Genomic DNA, 20,634 nt, shown 5'->3' on the forward strand with positions numbered 1-20,634 from the left:
AGAGGCTTATATTTTTTATAGAAGGGATTGTGAATAAACAGGTTTCCCAAAAAGAATCAATAATGACTAATTCCGCTGGCTGGCCCGGAAGAGCTTTTGTTTCTCTTCCCGGGTTAAACTTTCATAGCCCGACCGGGAAATCTTATCCAGAATCGTATCGACTTCATCCTGGTCGGGTGCTGACATGGTCGATGCGGTGCTACCCGATGACATGTATGCACTCGTCTGTGCGCTAGTGCTGCTGCGTTGCCGGTACGATACCTTAACGGCTGGTTTGGGCTTGAACAGATTACTCCAGCCATCGGCTACCCAATAAATAGGGCGACCCAGGTCCGTGCCGTTTTGCAACAGTTTTACATAGACAAAGCCCATCATTGCTCCGCCCAAATGAGCCAGATTTCCACCCGCATTTTCACCTGCTGACTGAGCTATGGACAACACTATGAAGAAGAAAACGATGTATTTGATTCGAACGGGGCCGAAAAATAGCAGATGAAATGTATAGTTAGGCAGTAAAGTAGCAGCACCTACGGCTACAGAAAAAGCTGCCGCCGAGGCACCCAGTAGCGGTAAACCCGCGCGTATCTGAAAATAAGGGACCAGGTTGAACATAGCCAGAAAAAGCAATCCGCCCGCCAGTCCCCCCATGATATACAAACCGATCAACCGTCGATTGCCCAGGTATTCGTCAATCAACCGGCCGAACCAGTATAAAAAGAGCATGTTGTAGAGAATATGAAAAATATCCTCATGGGTAAAGAAGTAGGTGAACAGTGTCCAGGGCTTGTGCAGAAACGCACCAACCTGGCCGGGCATCGTGAGTTGATCCCGTATAAAGTCATAGACGGCCCCGTGTTCGGCAACCTGTAGGCCAATTCTGGACAACAAGAGTACCAGAAACACAACCGTGTTAATCAAGATCAATTGCACCAACGTATTGTTGGGCTTATTGAATTCGCTTCGAAAATCGTCGAACAACCCGCTCATCACTAATAAAACGTTTTTCGCTGGGACCCCCAGTATTTTACCAGAATAAATGCAAACAGCATGCCGCCAATGTGGGCAAAGTGAGCAACGTTGTCGGCCTGCGACTGATAGATACCTGAATATAGCTCCATCGCTCCGGAAAATATAACGATGTACTTTACTTTGACCGGTATAGGTGGAAACAATAAAAAAAGCTGAGTGTTTGGAAATAATAAACCGACACCCATCAATACGCCAAAAACTGCACCTGATGCCCCTACCATGGGCTCGTCAACCTGACTTGTAAAAATCTGATTCACGTATGAAACGCTCATCTGTAGAAGTTTACTGTCGTTAGGTAAGCTTTTAAATTTCTCAATAAACGGCTCCAGTTGATCATAATACGAAACGGCATGCTGATCAATAAAAGCCGAAAAATTATCAAACCTTGGAGCTGCCTGATATGCCTGAACTGACATATATACGTCATGCATCTCAAAATAGTTTACTGCCGAAAACAACAACGCCGAACCCAGACCGCAAAAAAAGTAAAAGAATGTAAATCGGCGTGGTCCCCAAAAATGCTCCAGCATCGGCCCGAAAAAAAATAACCAAAGCATGTTGCTGAAAATATGTCCAAAGCCACTATGTAAAAACATATGTGTCAGCAACTGAATTGGGTTGAATCGATCCGACAGAAACGAATGAAGGCCAAATTGCTCAATTATAGCATTATTCGTCACTAGAAAGACCAATACATTTAATATCAACAGGGCACGAACTACCGGAGTAAGATTAAACATTTATATCAACTAATTTATGCTGATTAACTTAATAATCAGCGCAAGAGGCCAGCAATTTTATCCAACGTAAGGACAACCATTATTGGTTCGCCTGTAGGCGTATAACTTGGGTTCGTTGACGCGAATAATTGGTTTACCAAAGCACGGCATTCGGTTGCACTTAGGCGCGTTGCGCGGTGCATCGCCGACCGCCGGGCCAGTGACCTCGCCATCGATTCTACTTTATCTAACTTCAACCGACCCGTATCGACCCGAAGCTGAGCCAGTAAATTAGCGAATAGCTCTTCTTCATTCTCACCCATCGTCAACGCCGGAATTCCCCGAATCACAAACGTGTTAGCGCCTAGTTCATCAAATTCGAAACCAAGATTTATAAGGTCCTGCCTTAGATCAAGCGCTAGTTGAAAATCAACCGGAGTCAGCGAAATTGTCTTTGGAAATAACAACTGCTGCGAAGATCCGTTTTGTTTGGTTAGCGCGGTATGAAACTGGTCATAAAGAATTCGCTCATAAGCTCTACGTTGATCAATTAGCATTACTCCTGACTTGATGGGTGCTAAAAGGTAACGGTTTTGCAGTTGAACGATGTTTTCATCTTCGACCAACACAGGATTGTCCTGCTCCGATGATTTTAGACTAACCTGTAACTGGTTAGCCCGACTCCCAAGGGTAATTGGTTCGCTTTCGGAGGTAGGTTGCTCAGTAGGGGAGTTGGTAGGACGTACAGGACCTAACCAGTCGCCCGATGGATCGGAGGGAGGAGTCGGTTTGTCAGGGTCTGCTACTCCGTCTTGTAACGTTTGCCAATTGTTGACCGATGGGGGGGCTGTTGCTTTGGAAGGCATTGGGAAACTGCTTCCGGCGGCCTTATCCAATGCATCGTTTCGTAGTGAAATTCGCTCTTTTACTGGTTGGCTAGTACCTGATGCCCACGACGGATTAATCGGCTTAGGATACCCCGTTTCCGAAGGTGTTGCCTTTGATACTGGTAAAATAGGGTCGCTGCCAGATTTAACTGCTGGTTTTGAGAAACTTGTGGTAACCCCTGCCAGAAAATTGACGTCAGAGTCAAAGTCGAGTGAGGGGGCCAGGTTATACAAACCTACAGCTTTTCGGACCGCAGCCATCATGATGGCATATACCGACCGTTCGTCATCGAATTTAATTTCTGTTTTGGTCGGGTGAATATTGATGTCGATATGGGAGGGATCGATTTCAATAAACAAGACGTAAAAAGGATGGCTACCTTCGGGCAGTGTACCTTCATAAGCGCCGATGACGGCATGATGCAGGTAGTTGTGCTTAATGTATCGGTTGTTGACAAAGAAGAACTGTTCATTCCGGGCCTTTTTGGCCGATTCTGGCTTACCAATAAACCCATGAACGGTTACGTAAGGCGTTTTTTCTTCACAATGATTTAACTGCTCACGATAACTCTTACCAAACATATCGACAATTCGACGACTCAGTTTGCCAGCGGGCAGATTATAGATTTCCTGATCGTTATGAAACAACGAGAAGCCTACTTCCGGATTCGCCAGGGCTACGTGCTGAAACTCGTCGATGATATGACGCATTTCCACCGAGTTTGATTTGAGGAAGTTGCGTCGGGCAGGTACGTTGAAGAATAAATTTTTAATGAGCAGATTTGTTCCGGGCAAACAGGTAATCGGCTCCTGCGCTTTTATATCCGAGCCTTCAATCCGAACCAGTGTTCCCAGTTCATCCTCTGCCCGGCGGGTCCGCATTTCGACCTGGGCAACGGCTGCAATCGATGCCAGCGCTTCGCCCCGGAAACCCATCGTCCGAATCCGAAACAGATCATCCGACGACCGTATTTTAGACGTAGCATGACGTTCAAAACTCATTCGGGCATCCGTTTCAGTCATCCCTACCCCATCATCGACGATCTGAATCAGATTCCGACCGGCTTCGCGGATAATCACCTGTACCGATTTCGCTTTGGCATCAACCGAGTTTTCGAGCAGCTCTTTAACCACCGAAGCGGGCCGCTGTACAACTTCTCCAGCCGCAATCTGGTTGGCAATCGAGTCGGGCAGTAGCTGTATGACATTTACCATAACGAATGAATTCTTCCTGTTCTGTTGTTCACTGTATTCATACAAGATACAAAAATAACAGGCAGATGAGTCTTAAAATTCGGATAAATGGTGAATGACAGTGAAGTTTCTTGCTTAGGCTTTTTCTGGCATAAGGCTAGTCACTAGACGGTTAATACCTGATACGTTAATCAACAAAAAGCCGCAAGCCCGAAACCCGAATGGGTCGAACTTGCGGCAAGAAAGCCTTATACTGAAATCCGTTAGACTTTGATCTCTACGTCAACACCACTAGGGAGTTCGAGCTTCATCAGGGCATCAACGGTTTTAGCGCTGCTGCTGTAGATGTCTACCAACCGCTTGTAGGTGCAAAGTTGGAATTGCTCACGGGCCTTTTTGTTAACGTGGGGCGACCGAAGTACGGTGTAGATTTCTTTGTTGGTTGGCAGAGGGATAGGGCCGCTGACAACAGCCCCCGTCGATTTAACCGCTTTCACGATTTTTTCTGCCGACTTGTCAACCAGCATGTGGTCGAACGACTTCAGCTTAATGCGAATTTTTTGGCTCATTATATTGTGGTTCGTTAGATGGTATACGCCCGCCGAAAGAACCATTTACTCCAGTCGGGCGGTAAAATGCGGGTGCAAAGGTACGGAAAAGTAACTCAGTAAAAAAGTTATTGTTGTGATTTTGTGAGGATTGCTTTATAAATCAGCTAGTAAATCATCTAGATCGCCAGGCTCCAAATCAGCTTTGTCTTTCTTGTCATATATTGTAAGTAAAATGACCTGTTCGTCAGACGTTACAACATAGGTAATAATTCGTGCACCACCACGCTTACCAGCTCCTTTACTGCGAATCGCAAGCCGAATTTTATAGCAATTTTGGCCAAGTGGAGTACCTTGTATAGGACTTACTTCAAGAGAATCGATAAGTTTTTCCAGTTCTATTGGTAAAGAAGTATACTTTTTAGAAAGTCGCTTAAAAATTCGTTTGAAGCGAGCAGAGAGAATAACTTCGTAATTCATTCTTCTGAGTTTAGCTCTTTCAGAAAATCACGGGCCGACTGTAATTTTACTTTTCCTTGCTTATATAACTTCACTTCCTCTAGCGCTTCCTTTACGTCGGCTAATAACTGCTCTTTCGTCAATTCAGGCTCTTCATCCGCATCTTCCTGTGGTAAGTCGTATTGTTTTTTCAACTTTTCCCATTCCTTGATTGGTATAAACACCCCAGTTGTTTTACCTCTATGATCTGAAATATATTGCACATGCATGGTTTGCTCGATTTGTCGTGATTCGATTAGTTAAGCCAAACTACAAAAAACGCCCCGAAAGTTCAATTCCTATAAACAGCAATAGACACCTGACCAGCAGGTGTCTATTGCTAAACTAATGTATTATTCTGATCGGGCACTTACGCCTTCACGGTACCTTTTTCTTTAGCGACTACAGTGTCCGAGATGTTCTGCGGTACAACTTCATAGTGCGAGAAGGTTAGGTTAGCCGTAGCACGACCCGACGACATTGTCCGCAGGTCCGTTACGTAACCAAACAACTCCGACAGAGGAACGTCGGCTTTGATCACTTGCGATCCAGCTTTCGAGTCCATTCCTTTCATCACACCACGACGACGGTTTAGGTCACCCGTGATTGGACCGGTATATTCTTCTGGCGTCAGCACCTCAACGGCCATGATTGGTTCGAGCAGTTTCGGACCAGCCTGACGAGCTGCTTCACGGAAGCCCAGACGAGCAGCCATTTCGAACGACAGCGAATCGGAGTCAACGTCGTGGTACGAACCGTGGAACAACCGAACTTTCATGCTTTCGAGCGGAAAGCCAGCCAACGGGCCATTCTTTAGCGACTCTTCAAAGCCTTTTTGAACTGGCTGGATGAATTCGCGAGGAATTACACCACCTACAATCCCATTTTCAAATTGCAGACCTGGCTTGATCGATCCATCTTCTTCGGCATCACGAGGTCCGAGTTCAAAGACGATGTCAGCAAACTTACCGCGACCACCCGTTTGTTTCTTATACACTTCACGGTGCTCAACGTTTTTGGTCAGCTTTTCTTTGTAAGCTACCTGTGGGGCGCCCTGGTTCACTTCAACCTTGAACTCCCGACGCATACGGTCGATGATGATTTCGAGGTGAAGCTCACCCATACCCCGGATAATAGTCTGGCCGGTTTCTTCGTTCGACTCAACTTTTAACGTCGGGTCTTCTTCGATCAGTTTACCGATAGCTTTCGAGAAGTTGTCCTGATCGGCCGTTTTCTTCGGCTCGATAGCATAACCAATAACCGGATCTGGGAATACCATTGATTCCAGTACGATTGGGTTCTTCTCGTCCGACAACGTATCGCCGGTTTTGATGTCTTTGAAACCAACTACGGCACCGATGTCACCAGCTTCCAGACGTTCAATCTGGTTTTGCTTATTAGCGTGCATCTGGAAAATCCGCGAAATCCGCTCTTTGTTACCCGAACGGTTGTTCAGGATGTATGAGCCAGACTCCAGTACACCCGAATACGAACGTACGAAACACAGACGACCTACATAAGGGTCAGTAGCAATCTTAAACGCCAGCGCCGAGAAGGGCTCTGTTGTCGATGGCTTGCGTGAAATTTCTTCGCCCGTGTCAGGATTGGTACCTTTGATGCTCTCTTTGTCTAGTGGTGAAGGCAACAGTGCCATCACGTAGTCGAGCATGGTTTGTACCCCTTTGTTTTTGAACGACGAACCGCAAAGCATCGGAACGATCTTCATGGATATAGTCGCTTTCCGAAGAGCAGCCAGCATCTCAGCTTCTGTGATCGACTCTGGATCTTCGAAATACTTTTCCATCAGATGGTCATCGAATTCGGCAACCGCTTCCAGGAGTTTCTCACGCCATTCGGTAGCTTCGTCGATCATATCATCCGGGATAGGAACAACCTGGAAGGTCATGCCTTTGTCGGATTCATTCCAAACGATACCCCGGAAGTTAACCAGGTCAACAACTCCTTTAAAGTTGTCTTCTTCGCCAATTGGTAATTGAAGTGGAACAGCATAGCTGCCCAGCATTTCTTTTACCTGCTTGCAGACATTCAGGAAGTCGGCGCCCGACCGGTCCATTTTGTTCACGAAGCCCAGACGAGCTACGTTATAGTTGTTAGCCAGACGCCAGTTGGTTTCTGACTGGGGTTCTACGCCGTCAACGGCGCTGAAAAGAAACACCAGACCATCAAGAACACGCAGGGAACGGTTCACTTCTACAGTGAAGTCAACGTGACCCGGTGTATCGATGATGTTGATGTGGTACTTTTGGTCGCGGTAGGTCCAGTCGACAGTGGTAGCAGCAGAGGTAATTGTGATACCCCGCTCCTGTTCCTGCTCCATCCAGTCCATGGTAGCAGCGCCATCGTGTACCTCACCAATTTTGTGACTTACCCCGGCATAATACAGAATACGCTCGGTGGTGGTTGTCTTACCCGCATCAATGTGGGCAGCGATACCGATGTTTCTCGTGAAATTTAAATCGCGAGCCATTAGCTTGTTATACTGAAAGTTATGTTTTTCTAAAATCGAAGGAAGGGCCTTTCCCGACAAATCGGACAACCCTTTTACAAATCAGGACGCAAAATTACTGAATTTCAATTAGAAATCAAAGTAATCTGTTAGAAATAGTAGGCTATTATTAGTTGGATAGTCTAGTGGCCAAATAGACACTTCAACGTGCAAAACAGTCTATAAAAGGCTAAATAGATAGAGTAGGTCTATTATTTGTTCAGGTCTTTTTATGAAATTTGTTACCTATTCCGTTAGGGAATAGTAACCGTAACTTAATTATGAACAGTCCTTACCTGGCCTTGCTGCGCACAGCCTGGCAGTATGCACGGCACGAGAAGCGTCAGTACGTACTGGTTTATGTCTTATTCGTGCTGGCAAATAGTGTAGCCGCACTTCATCCGCTTCTTTTCGGCTGGTTTATCGAGAGCCTTCAGCGCAAGGGCTCGGAAGCCTTGCAAATGGCATTCTGGTACGCAGGAGGCTTTATGACGCTGAAAATTGTTGAGTGGGTTTTTCACGGCCCGGCTCGTGTTCTCGAACGACGACTGGCGTTTAACCTGGGACGTAACTTTCTGGATGAACTGTACCATCAGACGCTGCACCTGCCCGTAAGCTGGCATAAAGATCACCATAGTGGAGCTACCATCAACCGGATTCGGAAGGCGTATGAAGCGCTCCGGTCATTTTTTCAAAGTGGGTTTATTTATCTGCATGTCCAGTTTAAGTTTCTGTTTTCATTTGGAGCCATGCTGTATTTTTCCCCATTGTTCGGTTGTATTGGGGTGTTACTGGGCATGCTGACTATCTATGTGATTCTGCGCTTCGACCGACCGTTTATCAAGGCATTGGATGAAACTAACGAACGCGAGCATGAAGCGGCTTCCACGCTGTTTGATAACCTGTCGAATATCATGACTGTTATTACGCTCCGCCTGGAAGAGCGTATCGAGAAAAGTTTTGCCCAGAAAGTAGCCGCCATTTTTCCGCCATTTATGCGTCAGGTACGCATTAACGAATGGAAGTGGTTTGTAGCCAGTATGTTGGTGTCTCTGATTTATATAGTGGTAGCTTCAGGCTACGTATACCAGCATTATATACCCGGACAGGTCTTTCTGATTGGTGGACTGGTCACCCTATTAGGGTATGTGAATCAGTTTACGAGCGTGTTCAACGATGTAGCGTTTCAATACACACAAATTGTACAGTACAATACGGATGTGCAAACGGCTCGTGGTATCGGCGAAGCATACGCCCAGTATGAACGGCCTGAGCAGGAAACGCTGCCTGAACGCTGGCGAACGGTTGACATTCGGGGCCTTAATTTTTCACATAGTCAGAGCCTGTCAGGCACGCGAAAAGCCGCCCGGCTGACCGATCTGCAACTGAATTTGACACGAGGAAAACGGATCGCCTTTATTGGCGAAAGTGGCTCAGGTAAGAGTACATTACTCACATTATTGCGAGGATTATACCCTGCTGAACAGGGTTTGTCGGTATGGGTAGATGGAAAGTCAGGGTCAAGTCTGAACGCTGTTGCGAATACGGTTACCCTGTTCCCCCAGGAGCCAGAGATTTTTGAGAATACGATTGCCTACAACATTACACTAGGCTTGCCTTTTGAGGATGAGGATGTCCAGCATGCTTGCCGTGTGGCTCGCTTCGATGAGGTCGTGAAGCAATTACCCAATGAACTTCAGACGAGCATTCAGGAGAAAGGTTTGAATCTGTCGGGAGGGCAGCGACAGCGATTGGCATTGGCTCGGGGTGTACTGGCTGCACGTGCCAGCAGCATAGTTTTGCTCGATGAGCCGACCAGTAGTGTTGATCCGAAAACGGAGTTGGCGATTTATCAGGAAATGTTGCGGACGTTTTCCGATAAAGCTGTTGTGTCGACTCTGCATCGGCTCCATCTGCTACCGCTTTTCGACTACATCTATATTATGCAGGAAGGGCGAATTGTGGAGGAAGGACGATTTACAGAGTTACAGCAACGGAGCCCAATTTTTCGGGAAATGTGGGCCCATCAGAAAGAGGTGATGGAAGAAGTGACTACTCAGTAGTCGTCAGAAATGATCAGGGTTGGTCAAGTATAGTCAAACATCGAAAATCAATTGTTTGACTATACTTGACCAACCCTGACTATTAGCTGCCTTTTTTACTCAACAGGGGCTTCCACAATCGATACAATTTTCCAGATGCCCCGAATATCCTGTAAAGGAACGGTTACGTTTCCACCGTTCGGATTGTCGGAGTGGAGGGTGAGGTACTTACGGGTTAAGAGTTCGTTGTCGCGAATGCGTTTAACGACGAAATAATCCCGGTACATGACTGCATAAACGCCACCCGACTGATATTCCCAGTTGCTATCGCTGACCGGAACAGCCAGTACCTTAGCCCCATGGATCAGTTGAGGACTCATGCTATTTCCTGAAATTTCGAGTACTACGGCCTGTTTCTGGCCTTTCATGACGGCTTTTCGGACACGGAATGTCTCCATATCGGTCCCGGTGATCCCATCGGCATAGCTCTCCACAAAACTGGCGTAAAACTTTACGGGGATGAAAGGAACCTCGATAGTGTCCTCGTCGGAGGTGATTAATCGAACATTCGTCTCTGGGGTGTTTAGCACGGGTAATTTTCCCCGGATCAAAAAGTCGGCGCTGATTTGCGGGTAGCAGGTCAGCAAACTCATGATCGTATCATACGACGGTTTGGCCCGACCGTTCAGAATATTATAAAATTTAGAAGGGTTTTCGCCTAACTCCTTGGAAATCTGATAGATTGTTATGCCTAAGGAGTCGAAAACCTGTTTTAGTCGGTCCTGAATCGTCACAGTACTGCTAATTTTTTGAACAATTTTTTGGGTATTGTAGTCTGGATAGTTGGACTTTATAATATAAGTAAAATATATTGCGCTTGTATCATAAAGAACATACTACAAATATAGACGTATGCGATTACTAAAAGCCACTTTTCTATCCAAAAATTAATGAAACGGAACCGATTGGGCACACACACGCTGCCAACAGTACTTTTTGTCGACATGAACAGCTTTTTTGCTTCATGCGAGCAACAGGTGAATTACTGGTTGCGGGGTCGACCAGTGGGCGTTTGTGTCTACACAGGGCGGCACGGCTGTGTGATTGCCCCATCGGTTGAAGCCAAATTGCTCGGAGTGAAAACTGGAATGCGGCTGGATGAAGCCATTGTGCTTTGTCCAGAGTTAGTGCCTATTGAAACCCATCCTAATCGGTACCGTGAATTCCACGTCAAGATCATCGACGTGCTTCGCCAGTTTTCAGACGATGTAGTGCCTAAAAGTATTGACGAAGCCGTAGTGGATTTGACAAACTACCAGTTGGTTTATAAAGATATGCGGCAAACGGCTTTAGCTATTAAACAAGCTATTCGGGAAAAAGTGGGAGATTGGCTCCGGTGCTCTATCGGAATCGCCCCAAACGTGTTTCTGGCAAAACTAGCATCGGATATTCAAAAGCCTGATGGTCTGACTGTTATTACGCCTGAAACCATTGATGATGTACTCCAGTCATTAATTCTAACAGATTTGCCGGGAATTGGCCATCGGATGGCTGAACGATTACAGGCAGGCGGTGTACATACTCCCCTCGACCTACGCTATGCAAAACCCGAACATTTGCGGGCGGTTTGCCAGAGTATTGTGGGGTGGCACTGGCATTTGCGGCTGAATTTTGGCGGAGAAGTCGACTTTGACACAAACGAAGAAAATAAGAGCATGTCGGCTATGCGTACTATTTCTGCCGATCAGCGTTGCTCTCCCGAACGGTTGGATGAACTTCTTCAATCGCTGTGCCTGACACTCGAACGGCGAATGGTTCGTAAAGGGATTTTCTGCCAAGATTTGTCCTTCTCCTGTCGATACCATTCTGGCAAAACGTACAACTATGAAGTACATTTCCCCGAACCTAAGCAAGATGGTCCCGAGCTATATCGAATTATCCGCGAACGGTTAGATAAGTTTCAGGCTACTCATCGCTGCGAGCCCGTTCTCAATGAGCATCTACGAAGTATGAATGTGGTTGTTTTTCGGTTCATACCCGCCGATGTTGTTCCCCTAAGCCTATTCGAGACCGATACGCGGAAAAATAAGCTTCGTAAAACGCTCTATGACTTGAAAACGAAGTTCGGGGCCGATAAGCTTGTTCGGGCTACTGAACTTCGTGATGATCCTGTATATCGGGATGTTATCGGCTTCGGAAATATCAAGGATTTGTAAAAGTTGGTCAATGATAGTCAGAAGTGGTCAAGAGTTGTCAAGTATGGTCAAATAGTTGTTTCAATTTTTGACCATACTTGACAATTCCTGACAATGCTTGACTACTTCTGACCATTCCTGAGCTATTGTAACACACCCATACGCCCGGCCTGAAAGTCTTCAAAGGCTTCCAGAATCTCTTCACGGGTGTTCATCACAAACGGACCATACACGGCTAATGGCTCCAGAATTGGTTCTCCGGCCAGAATAAGCAACTTTGTCGTAGCAGTCGCTGAAAGCGAAATAGTATCGCCATCCTGATTCAGAAGGGCAAGCTGCCCCCGATCAATGGTTGTGGCATTGAGCGTTGCTGAACCACTTAACACATAGGCCATTAACGCATACGATTCGGTAATCATTAAAGTTTCAGTTTGCCCCTGTATCATCGATAGATCGGCTACAACAACGGGACTGAATGTACTGGCTGGGCCTTGTATATCCGCTAATTCGCCAGCAATAATGCGCAACTGCCCACCGCCATGCAAGGCAACCGTTGGAATTTTCGAGGCTGCAATGTCCTGATATTTTGGTGGATTCATTTTATACTTCGCTGGTAAGTTGACCCATAGCTGCACAAAATCCAGCCGACCGCCCTGCCGCGAAAACGTACGCTCGTGTTTTTCTTCGTGAATAATGCCCGCAGCCGCCGTCATCCACTGTACATCACCGGCGAAGAGTTTTCCGTAGTTTCCAGCCGAATCGCGATGTTCCAGAGCACCTTCGTACACAATGGTCACCGTTTCGAAACCTCGGTGTGGATGTTGATCAACTCCTTTTGGTCGTTCGGAAGGTTTTACCTGCATGGGTCCATGATGATCCAGAAGTAAAAACGGACTGAATGGCCGTGAACCCTGCGGATGAAAGGCATTCAAACCGATGAACCCATCCCCAACGTTATTGGGTGTAGCTGTTAATATGTCAGAAATTGTTCGTTGCATTGTCATATTAAATGTATATACATTTAATACATAAACATGATTTGTGGCTCGTAAGTTCAATGGATAAATTGTTCACGAGGACAAAAGAAGGTTGTACGTCCGCCAACCACCGAACGCTCGATCCGGGTTCGACAGCGAGGGCAGAATTTATGCGCTTCTACATCATCGTACGGTGAATTGTCCCACTCGCGAACATGAATTAGAAAATCGATGGGGAAGTCGCGGTAGGTCGCTTCGTAGCGGATAGCTGTTTCGAGAACAAGCCGGATGGCATCATGCAGTTGGCTAATCTGAATATCGCTGAGGGTGTCGGCGCGTTGCTCAGGATGAATCCGCGCCTGAAACAGGACTTCATCGACAATCCAGTTGCCCAGACCGGCCACGACGCTTTGATCAAGCAAAACAGGTTTAATGAAGGCTTTCTTACGTCGCACCTGTTTGGTCAGCTCTTCAACAGAAATAGCGAGTCCATCCGAGCCAATTTTCTTTCGGGCCAGAAAATCATCTATGTTATCGATTAGGCCCACTCGCTCAAATTTTCGGGGGCAGAGGAAGCCTAAATTGAAGCCATTGGTAAATTCAAATACGATTCGGGCAAACCGGGGGCGGTTGAGTGATGCATGATAATATTCCAGATCACCCGTCATCCCAAAGTGCATATGCACGATGATGTCCGGGCGATCCGTGCGTACAAACAGGTTCTTTCCCACTCGCTGCGTTCCGATAAATTGCCGCCCAGCCAGCCTCTCCTGAAGTATCTGATAATCTGTAGTGAGCAGCTTTTTGTCTTCCACCTCAATGTGGCTGATAGGCTGATAAAGCGACGATGTTTCGAGGTATTGGCGTCTGATTTCCACCTCTGGTAGCTCTGGCATTCGATTCTATTTTGATCGTAAACCCGCTGTACATCAGCGTTGTTTTGGATGGTAAGGTTTAGACTACTAAGCGAATATGCTTACTATACAGAAAAACAAATATTTATCTAATGGCTTATCTGCTTGATATTCATTATATAAATTTGCGGTGTTTTGTGGGTATTATTTAAACCTTTTTTTAACTCCGCGAGTTGTTCGTTACAATAGGTTGCCGCAGGCTGGCGTTCCGGTAATGTTACTAGCGAATCGAATTTAATTTTTTCATTCAAACAAAAGATTGAATGTAATAACCTCTACACAACCGCGAAAGCGGCTTTTTTAAGTTTGTGCATGTTTAATCGTTAAACTGAAAATTTGCAATGGAAAATAATGCGCCCAAGTCTAAAACAAATGGTGCTCTTCTGGCGGCCCTGATCATCATGACAGGTTTAGCTGGTGTATCGAGTTATCTGTATTTTGATCAGAAAAAAGTTTCTGAAAATCAGGAAGTAACTATTTCTGAACGCGTTGAAGAATTATCGACCACTCGCGTTAAGCTGGATTCGATCTCAACGGCGTTGGATGCAAAAATTGCCGAAGTTCAAAAATTAGGTGGTGATGTTTCGGACCTTGAAAAGATGAAAGCGCAATTAGAACAGGATAAAGCCTCGCTGAAACGGGGTAATCGTGTTTCAATTGCCAAATATGAAGCCAAAATCAAACAGTATGAGGCTTACCTGACGGAAAAGGATACGCTTATTGCCAACCTGCAACGTGAAAACGTAACGCTGGCAACCAATGTAAAAACGCTGGATGAAGAGAATACAGGCCTGAAAACAAACCGTCAGCAACTTCGGGATTCAGTGAATACGTTCGTTGCCCAGAATACGGAGCTGACCAGCAAAGTAACTCGGGCTGCTGCGCTAAAAGCACAGAATGTAAAAGTATTTGCTGTTAACGCAAAGGGTAAAGTGAAGGAAGACGATTCCTATAAAGCGAAGAAGCTGGACAAAATCAAAGTAGTGTATACCTTGCTGGATAACCCGCTGACCAGAGAAGAAGCGAAGGATGTATATGTTCGGGTGCTTGACCCCGATGGGGCTGTTGTATCGGATATGGCTAATGGCTCAGGCACATTTAGTGTTGACGGCAATGAAACCATCTATACAACCAAACAAACCGTGAATTACACGAACAACAACCAAAATGTTGAGCTGTTGTATAGCCGTGGCATTCCTTACAAACCTGGTAAGTACACCGTAGAGTTGTATTCAGAAGGATTCCGTATCGGTTCTGGTGAATTTGCGGTTCGCTAATTCGCTCGTATAGTATCTAAAAAATCGCGCTGCCCAACGGTAGCGCGATTTTTTATGAAGTAGCCAATACCTTACTTCCTGGCAATTTCCCAAACCAGGTTTGTGTAATAGAATCCACCAACGGCTGGGCCGCCGATAAAGGTGTAATACGGATGGTTCAGTAAGTTGGTACCACCTACTTTGATTAACACGCCTACCTTGTTCAGTTGATAACTAATCTGTGCGTCAACGGTATTGATGGTTGGAACCGTACCTGTGGCTAGTTCCGATTGCCACAAAAACGAACTTTGGTATTTGTAGTTGATTGAAAAGCCGATGCCATTCCACAAATTGCTATTTGAAACGTTCAGGTTGGTAATCCATTGGGGAGTATTAAATGAGCTTTCTAATCCATCGCCCTTTTCGGCGCGATCAAGCTTAGCATACGAAGCATTTCCACCGATCGACCAGTTCGTCGTCAAGCTATAGCGAAGGCCTAGACTAGCACCGTAGTTATACACTTTTGTCTGTGAGTTGGTCCAGAGCCGGTAACGATCCTGGGTGTTCGCTGACGAAAAATAATAGGCCAATGAATCGGGATTCGAGCCTTTAGCCAGATTGGCATTCACCTGAGCGATGAAATTTTTATAGGCCATATAGTAGACGTCGATGTCGACAAAGAGACGTTGCTGGAACAACAGGCCCTTATAACCTACTTCAAAACTATTGACCTGTTCGGGTTGCAGGTACGTGTAGGGACTTTGCTTGAGTAAGCCTTTATTTTTCTGAATAGCCGCGTTGGTCGTTAATCCATTCGTGTTCACATCCGTTGTGATAGCCGCCTGAAAAGCGTTGATAGAAGTGACCAGGTAGGCATTTTCATAAATTCCTTTCGACATGATCGGTAAACCGCCCACGCGCTTTACCCCACCTGAGTTGATATTCGTGAACCCTTCGAACAGAGAGGGAAATCGATAGCCGTTCTGATAAGAAAGGCGAATAGTATTGCTGTTCGTTGGTGAGTACACGAGTGATACTCTCGGATTAAGCCGAGCGTCGAAATAGTAGTTTTTATCGAGTCGCAACGAAGCCGCTACCTTTAACTTGTTATCGAAGATTGTCCGGATTGCCTGCACAAAACCGCCCGTTTTCCCATAAACCAGGTTATTGCCGGGCTCCGTTGGATTGATGAAATAATTGCCATCGGGAAACACTACGTATCGGCGGAAATCGAATCCAGCCTGAAGGGTTAGGCCGGTCTGCTCGCGAAACCGCTTCCAAAGAACTCGTGTCGGTTCCACTTGTCCTTCAACATGATACATCCAGGACTGTACCCGTAAAGCCGCGCCAACATCCCAGTTATTAATGTCACGGAGTTTAGCAATCAGGTCGTTAAAGGGTTGCGTTCCGGGAACTGGTCTACCCTGATCAGCCGCAGCGCGGGCATCTCGGAGCGCCGTTGGTATAGCCGTTCCAGCCTGTGTTTCCTTATTGAACTGAGCGGTAAAATCGGCAAACCACTGATTGTCTGTTTTAAAGGACTTATCGATGTTTTCGGCCATGGACCGAATGTTGTACGAGTCCCCTGTGTTTTCGCTACTTCGATAGGCCCGAATCTGTATTGAGGGAGTGGTTAGGCTCAGACTTTGTTGATCAAGCCGGTAATTCTCAAGTCGAAAGCGGTTCGTCCGCTGATAGACATTGTTTAGCGTAGCTCCCTGGTAGGTGTAGACCAGTTCGACAGTTGGCGAGAAACGATAATGCAGTGACAGATCACCTCGCAGATTCCGGAGGCTATAATCGGTAGCCTCCGCTTCGTAATAGCCCGTTCGGCCAATACTGTACCGTTTACCACCTAAAGTAAGCGTTCGCCGGTTGGCCGCTTCATTGCCGTAGCCGTTGACGGGATCATACGCAGGATTATCCGCACCGAATAATCCCAGAGACGAATTGCCATTGAGGTTCAAATCATCCCGATTTCCAGCTACCCAATCGTAGCCTGCCTGATAAACCAGATTTACTTTGAACGCGAATCGGTCGCCAATTCGATGGGCATACCGAATGCTGGTTTCTGAAAAAAGCCTGGCGGATACGTCGGTGTCTCCCACATGGTTCACCCCGGTTTTCTGACCAATGCTTAAGCCCTGTGAATCAAATGGGTTACGAGTTAGCATATTGACCAGCCCATTCAACGCGTTCATGCCGTAGAGGGCCGATGCAACGCCTGGTACAAGTTCAACTTGTTGAATATCCAGGTCGGAAGGCGCTAAGGCACTGGCGATAGGGGCGCCAATGTGAGGAGCCTGATTATCGCGGCCATCCACGAGCTGGACAAACCGAACGTTAGTGGTGGCGGCAAAGCCACGGGTGTTGTACACTTTAAAACCTAAACTAGAGGTCAGTAGCTGTACACCTTTCAGGTTTTCGATAGCATCGAAGTAAGAGGGTTGAGCCGAGAGCCGAATTCGCCGGGCATCCAACACTTCAATACTGACGGGTGAACGTAAAATAGATTCCGATACACGAGAAGCCGAAACGACGATTTCGGCCAATTCACGTGAACGCAATGTATCTGGATTAGGAATCGTATCTCCTGCAAAATACGTGGAGGCAAAACCTAACCAAAGAAGAGTAGAGTTGAGCATGCAGGTGAGCTAACCAATGATCAGGCCAATCGTTATATTTTAGCAAATATAACGATTGGCCTGACAAAAGCTCGATGACGTTCTTCAGCGACGTTGAAAAGCCTATTTTATGCGAGAACTTTACTGTTTAACACCAATAAACTCACTTACAGAGCCATCTTGATTGCTAAGCCGTAGGAGTTGTCCCTGCTTCTCCATTCCCGTGTTGGTAAAGATCCGATCGGTTTGTAACGTGCCTATGCTGGAATTAGCTACTCGGAGTTCAACGCCGTCTAGTTTGCGCTGAAGAAGCACATGTGGAATGGTCTGCGTTTCGGGAGTAGGATATTGTTTTGTCAGAAGAAGCGTAACATTACTATCCGACTCCTGTTTTAGCTCGACATAGGGCATCTGATTCTGCGAAAGAGCCACATACGAGGGGTCGAGGTAAAAATTTGTTCGGTAGGTTCCAACTGCTTCACTCGCAAGGGAGGAGGCATTAGGCTGAATGTCAGACTCGTGCTGACAAGCCGTCAGTACACCGATCAGTGCGCAGAAAAGCAGTTGTGTTTTCATGGTGTATTGGTTGTTGGTTGATTAGACCCGACAGATGCCGAAAGAGTTGGAGTCTCATCCGTTTTTTTTTCAGTCTCATGCGTTTCGTTTTGTGCCAGATCAACCCACACCTTCATGTCAGTCAGTGTCATTGGTCCAAACTGCGTCGTAAAGGCTACATCGGCAGCATCGCGGCCGTACGCTACGGTTATACGATTGCCGCGTGGTTCGGCCTGAGTGGCGTCGAAGGTAAACCAGCGTCCGTCAATATAGGCTTCAAACCAGGCATGCAGGTCCATCGGGTCGAGTTGATATAAATAGCCAACGACCATGCGGGCCGGAATATTCAACGCCCGACACAGAGAAATACCCAGATGTGTGAAATCGCGGCAAACACCCACCCGGTTGTTTGCTGTATCGACGGCCGACGTGCTGGCATTGCTGGTACCGTATTCGTACCTGATATTTTCATGTATCCATTTTCGGATTGCTTCGGCCTGATCATAGCCGGGTTCAGCATTGGTGGTAATTTCTGTCGCTAAGTTACCTAACTGGTCAGATTGGCAGTAGCGACTGGGCAGCGTGTAATGCAGTACATCGTCCGGCAAATCTTCGACGGGCGTATAAGGTGCTCCCGGTGCTACATCAATCAGATTGGCAGTTTGAACGGTGGCCGAAAAATGAATAGAGAAAGGGCCTGTGGGTGCAACAACCCGCTGACACAAATTGCCATACATATCTGTAAACTCGGTGACGTTTACAGTAGGTGTAATCTGATATTCTTCCCGGATAATCCATTGACCCGCTCCAGAGCGTGGGCGCAGCATTAATATTAAAGGCGTTGGTGTTTCGGCGTCAAAATAAAGTTCGCAGCCTGCATTCAGTTGCATAATGATGGGAGGAAATTCTGTTTGCGTGTCGTTATGCAATGTTAACTCAAACAGGCTCTTATGGTTGCGTTTTTTCGGCTTTTATGCGTACTCAACGGAATCATGTCGTCATTTTATTTCTTGACAATGACAAACTCAACCCGCCGGTTTTGCTGACGGCCGGCTTCGGTATCGTTGGTAGACACCGGTTTGGTTTCACCAAAACCTTTGCTGGCAATCCGATCCGGCTCGATTCCTTTGCTGATGAAATATTCCCGAACGGCATCAGCTCGATCTTGCGAAAGCTTATTGTTAATCTCATTCGAGCCGGTGTTATCGGTATGGCCGCGTACTTCGATAGTCATTTTAGGCGCTTCGTTCAGGGTCGTTACCAGCCGATCCAGTTCAGGGCCCGATTCCGGGCGAAGTTCCGATTTTCCCGTATCGAAGAAAATATTGTTCAGCCTGATAACTGAGCCTTCTTTAATCGGGGCCATTTTAATAGGCTCACCTTTAATCTCCTGAAAGCCTTTAGATTGGGTCAGGTCAATGTTAATACCTTCAGAAATAAAGTCTTTGGCAATGGCCCGCATGGTGTATTTCTGGCCGTAAGGAAGCACAATTTTGTATTCGCCCGTAAGTGGGTCGGAGGTAGCTTCACCAACTTCAGCTCCATCGGGTAGGGTTTGATAAACGATTCTGGCTTCAATAGGCTTACCAGTCAGCTGATCAATCACCTTACCGCTAATCAGCGCAACTGGATCGGGTCGGGTGGCATCTGTTGCACCAGCTACTTCATCCCCACCACCCAGGCGGCTGGGTTGATTTGTAGGTCGATCTTCAGTGAGCTTAACCCGAACAATATCTCCTTTCCCAACGGTGTTCTTAAACGTAGTCAGGTAGGCATAATCGCCCGAAGCAGAGAGGGTGTAATACGCATCATAGCCATCGGTATTCACTTTAGGGCCCAGGTTGACAGGCTTGGTCCAGTGTTTCCAGGTTTTATCGACGCGTTTGGTGACATAAATATCATTGCTGCCTAAGCTCCCTTCGCGATTACTCGAAAAATACAGCGTTGCGCCGTCGGGTGCCAGAAAGGGCGTAGTTTCGGTAAATTTGGTATTTACCTCAGAGCCTAACTCCATCGGCTTTGTCCAGGAGCCATCCTTTTGCCGGAAGGAGACGTAAATGTCATCTTCCTTACTATTTTTCTTTTCGCTGAAGGCCATAACCAGCGTTTTACCATCGGCCGACATAAACCCACAATCGAACTGCCCTTTGCTCATGCCGACATAGCCAGGAATGTCGATCTTTTGGGGAGCCGACCAGCCGGTAGCCGTTTTTTTACTGATCGAGAAACCGCGTGTTTCGTAGTTGCCGTTGTTGTATTGCCCTTTTATAAGCATCGTATTACCATCGGGCGTGATACTATAGGCACAGTTGTATTCGTCTTTGTTCAGCGGGAATCCCATGCGCCGGGCTGGCCCCCATTTACCACTGGCAGCATCCAGATCGGAATACCAGATGTCCTGACTGCCTTTGGTGCCGTGGGTATTGTTGGGGTGGCTTATTCGGGCGAAGTACAACGTTTTTCCGTCCGGCGAAATGACCGGATTGATCTCGTTATATTCTGAATTGACCTGATTACCGAGGTTTTCAACAGCGGGATTGGTCGATACCGTCGAGTCTTTCTTCACCTGTCCGTACGTACGACTGGCAATCGTGAGAAAAGCTGCGACAATAATACCGTAGGCATTCATGCGAATTGTAGGCAAAAGGAGTGGAATACTTTGAAAAGAACGATTAAAAATGAATGTTTTG

General features: G+C 46.7%; 17 protein-coding genes. 3 read left to right on the forward strand and 14 right to left on the reverse strand.

The genetic code is table 11. The annotated features are described in order from the left end of the window. Positions 1 to 66: 66 nt before the first annotated feature. From ACYVFD_RS27410 to fusA, 7 genes are all read right to left on the reverse strand, one after another. Positions 67 to 987, reverse strand: coding sequence for a rhomboid family intramembrane serine protease (locus ACYVFD_RS27410; RefSeq protein ID WP_461093719.1), 921 nt, complete (start codon positions 985 to 987; stop codon positions 67 to 69). Positions 988 to 989: 2 nt separating this feature from the next. Next, entirely contained in the window at positions 990 to 1,769 is a 780-nt protein-coding gene (locus ACYVFD_RS27415; protein WP_461093720.1) for a rhomboid family intramembrane serine protease, read from the reverse strand. A 35-nt stretch (positions 1,770 to 1,804) separates the two neighbouring features. Further along, on the reverse strand, positions 1,805 to 3,850 hold the full coding sequence (mutL, locus tag ACYVFD_RS27420) for a DNA mismatch repair endonuclease MutL (protein WP_461093721.1): 2,046 nt from the start codon (positions 3,848 to 3,850) through the stop codon (positions 1,805 to 1,807). 242 nt (positions 3,851 to 4,092) lie between these two features. Then, positions 4,093 to 4,398: a 30S ribosomal protein S10 gene (gene rpsJ, locus ACYVFD_RS27425; protein WP_020596417.1), complete on the reverse strand. Its 306-nt coding sequence runs from the start codon at positions 4,396 to 4,398 to the stop codon at positions 4,093 to 4,095. Between the two features lie 135 nt (positions 4,399 to 4,533). Beyond that, the gene (locus tag ACYVFD_RS27430) at positions 4,534 to 4,857 is read right to left on the reverse strand and encodes a type II toxin-antitoxin system RelE family toxin (RefSeq protein WP_461093722.1); all 324 of its coding nucleotides are present in this window, start codon (positions 4,855 to 4,857) and stop codon (positions 4,534 to 4,536) included. Continuing rightward, complete coding sequence (locus ACYVFD_RS27435) at positions 4,854 to 5,105, reverse strand: hypothetical protein (protein ID WP_461093723.1); 252 nt, start codon at positions 5,103 to 5,105, stop codon at positions 4,854 to 4,856. Before ACYVFD_RS27435 ends, ACYVFD_RS27430 begins: the two co-directional genes overlap by 4 nt. 140 nt (positions 5,106 to 5,245) lie before the next feature. Then, entirely contained in the window at positions 5,246 to 7,363 is a 2,118-nt protein-coding gene (gene fusA / locus ACYVFD_RS27440; RefSeq protein ID WP_461093724.1) for an elongation factor G, read from the reverse strand. Positions 7,364 to 7,662: 299 nt separating this feature from the next. On the opposite strand from fusA, the gene ACYVFD_RS27445 reads away from it, so the two are divergent. Continuing rightward, a complete protein-coding gene (locus ACYVFD_RS27445; RefSeq protein WP_461093725.1) occupies positions 7,663 to 9,444 on the forward strand; it encodes an ABC transporter ATP-binding protein in 1,782 nt (593 codons plus the stop codon). A 95-nt stretch (positions 9,445 to 9,539) separates the two neighbouring features. Here ACYVFD_RS27445 and ACYVFD_RS27450 read toward each other — a convergent pair whose 3' ends face one another. Beyond that, a complete protein-coding gene (locus ACYVFD_RS27450) occupies positions 9,540 to 10,217 on the reverse strand; it encodes a LexA family transcriptional regulator (protein WP_461093726.1) in 678 nt (225 codons plus the stop codon). 156 nt (positions 10,218 to 10,373) lie between these two features. Here ACYVFD_RS27450 and ACYVFD_RS27455 point away from each other — a divergent pair, with 156 nt between their 5' ends. Next, entirely contained in the window at positions 10,374 to 11,639 is a 1,266-nt protein-coding gene (locus tag ACYVFD_RS27455; RefSeq protein WP_461093727.1) for a DNA polymerase Y family protein, read from the forward strand. A gap of 122 nt (positions 11,640 to 11,761) precedes the next feature. Here ACYVFD_RS27455 and ACYVFD_RS27460 read toward each other — a convergent pair whose 3' ends face one another. Both ACYVFD_RS27460 and ACYVFD_RS27465 read right to left on the reverse strand, forming a co-directional pair. After that, positions 11,762 to 12,616, reverse strand: coding sequence for a pirin family protein (locus ACYVFD_RS27460; protein WP_461093728.1), 855 nt, complete (start codon positions 12,614 to 12,616; stop codon positions 11,762 to 11,764). A 56-nt stretch (positions 12,617 to 12,672) separates the two neighbouring features. Beyond that, positions 12,673 to 13,491: an Fpg/Nei family DNA glycosylase gene (locus ACYVFD_RS27465; RefSeq protein WP_461093729.1), complete on the reverse strand. Its 819-nt coding sequence runs from the start codon at positions 13,489 to 13,491 to the stop codon at positions 12,673 to 12,675. A 359-nt stretch (positions 13,492 to 13,850) separates the two neighbouring features. Between ACYVFD_RS27465 and ACYVFD_RS27470 the strand changes: the two genes are divergently transcribed. Beyond that, the gene (locus ACYVFD_RS27470; protein WP_461093730.1) at positions 13,851 to 14,786 is read left to right on the forward strand and encodes a hypothetical protein; all 936 of its coding nucleotides are present in this window, start codon (positions 13,851 to 13,853) and stop codon (positions 14,784 to 14,786) included. Positions 14,787 to 14,857: 71 nt separating this feature from the next. On the opposite strand, the gene ACYVFD_RS27475 is transcribed toward ACYVFD_RS27470, so the two are convergent. The 4 genes from ACYVFD_RS27475 to ACYVFD_RS27490 all read right to left on the reverse strand — a co-directional run bounded on the left by ACYVFD_RS27475 (position 14,858) and on the right by ACYVFD_RS27490 (position 20,573). Further along, on the reverse strand, positions 14,858 to 17,410 hold the full coding sequence (locus tag ACYVFD_RS27475; protein ID WP_461093731.1) for a TonB-dependent receptor: 2,553 nt from the start codon (positions 17,408 to 17,410) through the stop codon (positions 14,858 to 14,860). 120 nt (positions 17,411 to 17,530) lie between these two features. Further along, positions 17,531 to 17,965, reverse strand: a complete 435-nt coding sequence (locus tag ACYVFD_RS27480; RefSeq protein ID WP_461093732.1) for a hypothetical protein — start codon at positions 17,963 to 17,965, stop codon at positions 17,531 to 17,533. Further along, entirely contained in the window at positions 17,962 to 18,834 is an 873-nt protein-coding gene (locus ACYVFD_RS27485; protein WP_461093733.1) for a transglutaminase domain-containing protein, read from the reverse strand. The genes ACYVFD_RS27480 and ACYVFD_RS27485 overlap by 4 nt, the downstream gene beginning before the upstream one ends. Positions 18,835 to 18,947: 113 nt before the next feature. Further along, positions 18,948 to 20,573, reverse strand: coding sequence for an OmpA family protein (locus ACYVFD_RS27490; protein ID WP_461093914.1), 1,626 nt, complete (start codon positions 20,571 to 20,573; stop codon positions 18,948 to 18,950). Between the last annotated feature and the right edge of the window lie 61 nt (positions 20,574 to 20,634).

This window comes from Spirosoma gilvum (assembly GCF_054776815.1).